A 3,540-nucleotide genomic window follows, 5' to 3' on the forward strand; every position below is an offset into this window, starting at 1 on the left:
ATGCCGAGGTGCTGTCGGCCGGCCGCCATGTGCTCCGCCTCAAGCCGGTCACCGGTTTCGAGCTGGCCGGCATCGAGAGCGAATTGCTCAGCGTCGTGGCCAACCTCGTCACCAACGCCGTGCGCTACACGCCCGATGGCGGCGAGATCGAGTTGACCTGGCGCCTGCTTGAAGGCGGCAACGGCGAACTGGCCGTTATCGACACCGGCCTGGGCATCGCGCGCGAGCACATCCCGCGGTTGACCGAACGCTTCTACCGCGTCGACGGCAGCCGCTCGCGCGAGACCGGCGGCACGGGTCTGGGCCTGTCCATCGTCAAGCACGTCATGCAGCGCCATGGCGGCGAGCTGATGGTGCAGAGTGAGGTCGGCAAGGGCTCGCGCTTCCGTCTCGTCTTCCCGGCTGCACGCGTGCGGCAGGCAACCGACTCGGCGCTGGGCGACGAAGCGGCCTTCAACGTCGCCGCACTGTCAGATCACTGACGCTTCAGCAGAACAAGCCCGGCATTGCCGCTGCGGTCGGTCGGCCGCTTTACCTGCGCGATGACCTGCCAGCCCCTGGGTGTGGGCTGGCCGGCACCAACGACGGCATAGCTGCAAGACGTGGCAGCAAGCGAACCCCGGCCCTCGACCCGCCAGCCGCCGTGCCATTCCAGCGCCGCCAGTGTCGCCAGGCTCTGGCCCGAAGCCGCCAGGCATGACACCTGCGCCGGCATGCGAGCCTTGAGCCGCCCGACCAGCGGCGCCAGGCTGCGCGCATAGTCCAGCGGCGGCAGTAGCAGGCTGGTGACCAACAGCCAGCCCAGGGCGACGCCGCCGGCCGGCAGGGCCAGGCTCTTCCACAGCGCATGGCGGTGCCGTGCGGTCCGCCAGCGCACCAGGGCCAGCCACGCCGCCGTCGCCGCCAGTGCGAAGACCAGAGCGAGCAGGCTGAAGCTGGGCTCGAAACCCTCGGCCAGGCGCCGCAGGTTGGCCAGCGGCCGCGGCGGCCAGCCGGTCTGCATGGACAGGTAGTAGAGCCAGAAGAACAGCGCCGCCGCGCTGAAGAAGAACACCGAGAACCAGTCCACCGCCGCCGAGAAACCGCGGCTCAGCGTCGGCAGCGCGAAGGCCGCCAGGATGGCCAGCGAGGGCAGGGCCAGCAGCAGCGCGCGCTCCGAGCCGTCCATTGCCACGCAGGCCACCAGTGGCACCAGCAGCGCGATGGCCGGCACCGTGATGTGGCGGCGCAGGCCGTGGCGGCGCCAGCGCCACAGCGTCCACAGCGCCAGCGGCCCGGCGGGCCAGCAGAACCAGGCCAGCAGGCTCAGCAGCGAGGCCACTTCCAGGCTGGAACGCACACGCCAGGCCCAGCCGTTGAAGGCCCAGGCGGCCAGAACGGCGAGCGTCAGCGCACCCAGCAGCCAGACGCGCTGGCCCTTGGCCTCGGCGTAGCTGGAGCGGTGGTTGAGCAGCACGCCCAGCAGGCCCAACCCGCAGGCCACGGCCGGTGCGCCGCTGGCCGCCAGCACCGGCAATGCCAGCAGCACCGCCAGCCGCGACTGCCAGCGGCGGAAAGGCGCGGCCGCGAGGCCGTAAAGGTAGACCGAGACGGCCAGCAACTGGACCAACTCGGGCGTTGTCTCGTGGCCTAGTTGCAGCAGGCCCAACGACGCCATCAGCGCCAGCAGCGCGCCGTCGGCCAGCGCGCGGGCGTAGTCCACCGCCTGCGCCTCGCCGCCGAAGGCGAAGGCCACCGGCTGGGCGGCGTCGGTGCGCGCCAGGTGGAAGCAGGCGTACCAGACCGCCACCAGCACGCCCGCCAGCACCAGCGCATAGGGCAGTCGCGCGGCGACGGGCGCATCCAGGAAGGGCAGGGCCTTGATGGCCAGCGCGCCCAGCCAGTAGGGCAGGGGACCGCCTTCGGCCGGGATGCCGGCGATGGCCGGCTGCCACCAGGGCGCATGGCCCTGGGCGATGCTGGCCATGAAGCCGAAGGACGTCAGGTCGGCATTGCGCCAGGGCGCGCGGCCGAAGATGCCGGGCAGCAGATAGGCCGCGCATAGCAGCAGCAGGGCCAGCCGCGGCAGGCGCTCGACGCCGCGCTCGGCGACGATGGCGGGGGTGGGGAGATTCACGCGCGAGAGTTCGATGAAACCGGCCGGCATGATGCCGTCAAACGAGGGTCATGAATGAAAAAGGGCAGCGCCTGCTGCCAAAAAGCAAAAGGGCAGCGAAAGCTGCCCTTTGACGTGGATGCGGCCGAAACAGCCGCCAACCGATTTACTTCTTGAGGTGAGCAAACTTGTTGCGGAACTTCTCGACGCGACCGCCGAGGTTGTCGATGCTCTTTTGCGTGCCCGTGTAGAAGGGGTGCGACTCGCTGGTGGTTTCCAGCTTCACCAGCGGCATCTTCTTGCCGTCGATCTCGATGGATTCCTTGGACTGCACGGTGGAGCGCGTCACAAACTGAAAACCATTGGACTGGTCGATGAACGCGACGTCGCGGTAGTTGGGGTGAATGCCGTCTTTCATGGGAACCTCTTGGGTCTGGTCGGGAGCCACGCCGCGAGCTGGGCGACGCACTTTCCGGGGTGTCTGGGCGGAAAACCCGCGATTGTAGCGAGCTTTCCAGTAGCTTGGCTAGTTCCGGGTGAGAAGGATCACCCGCCGCGCCGCATCATGTCGAAGAAGTCCAGGTTGTTCTTCGACGCCTTCATCTTCTCAAGGATGAACTCCATCGCCTCGACCTCGTCCATGTTGTAGAGCAGCTTGCGCAGGATCCAGCTCTTTTGCAGGATCTCCGGCTTGAGCAGCAGTTCCTCGCGGCGGGTGCTGGACTTGTTGATCAGGATGGACGGGTAGACGCGCTTCTCGGCCATGCGGCGATCCAGATGGATTTCGCAATTGCCGGTGCCCTTGAACTCTTCGTAGATCACCTGGTCCATCAGCGAGCCGGTGTCGACCAGCGCGGTACCGATGATGGTCAGCGAGCCGCCTTCCTCAATGTTGCGCGCTGCGCCGAAGAAACGCTTGGGGCGCTGCAGCGCGTTGGAGTCCAGGCCGCCCGACATGACCTTGCCCGATGACGGCAGCACGTTGTTATAGGCGCGGGCCAGGCGGGTGATGGAGTCCAGCAGGATGATCACATCCTTCTTCAGCTCCACCAGGCGCTTGGCGCGCTCGATGACCATCTCGGCCACCTGCACGTGGCGGGCGGCGGGTTCGTCGAAGGTCGAGCTGATGACCTCGCCGCGCACGGTGCGGATCATCTCGGTCACTTCTTCCGGGCGCTCGTCGACGAGCAGCACGATGAGGTGGCAGTCCGGCGCATTGGCGACGAGAGCATGGGCGATGCTCTTCATGATCTCGGTCTTGCCCGTCTTGGGCTGGGCGACGATCAGCGCGCGCTGGCCTTTGCCGATGGGCGCCACCAGGTCGATGATGCGACCGGTGATGTTCTCTTCGCCCTTATAGGCTTCACGCTCGAGCTTGAACTGCTCCTTGGGGAACAAGGGCGTCAGGTTCTCGAACATGATCTTGTTCTTGCTCTCCTCCGGCG

At 67.3% G+C, this 3,540-nt stretch carries 4 protein-coding genes; 1 reads left to right on the forward strand and 3 read right to left on the reverse strand.

The window, feature by feature from the left end; translation table 11 throughout:
* On the forward strand, positions 1–482 hold a 482-nt coding region (locus ACXRVZ_RS27360; RefSeq protein ID WP_458233102.1), incomplete at its 5' end, for an ATP-binding protein.
* On the opposite strand, the gene ACXRVZ_RS27365 is transcribed toward ACXRVZ_RS27360, so the two are convergent.
* The 3 genes from ACXRVZ_RS27365 to rho form a co-directional block, all read right to left on the reverse strand.
* Positions 476–2,116, reverse strand: a complete 1,641-nt coding sequence (locus ACXRVZ_RS27365; RefSeq protein WP_457426116.1) for a hypothetical protein — start codon at positions 2,114–2,116, stop codon at positions 476–478. The genes ACXRVZ_RS27360 and ACXRVZ_RS27365 overlap by 7 nt on opposite strands.
* A 145-nt stretch (positions 2,117–2,261) precedes the next feature.
* Positions 2,262–2,513, reverse strand: coding sequence for a type B 50S ribosomal protein L31 (locus tag ACXRVZ_RS27370; RefSeq protein ID WP_457426114.1), 252 nt, complete (start codon positions 2,511–2,513; stop codon positions 2,262–2,264).
* Positions 2,514–2,641: 128 nt separating this feature from the next.
* On the reverse strand, positions 2,642–3,540 hold an 899-nt coding region (rho, locus tag ACXRVZ_RS27375), incomplete at its 5' end, for a transcription termination factor Rho (protein ID WP_458233103.1).

The sequence above is a fragment of the Roseateles sp. P5_E8 genome, from assembly GCF_054177665.1.

Bases quoted from the DNA above. Each gene is read 5' to 3' on its own strand.
- ACXRVZ_RS27370 (WP_457426114.1), bottom strand. From the start codon at position 2,513: ATGAAAGACGGCATTCACCCCAACTACCGCGACGTCGCGTTCATCGAC.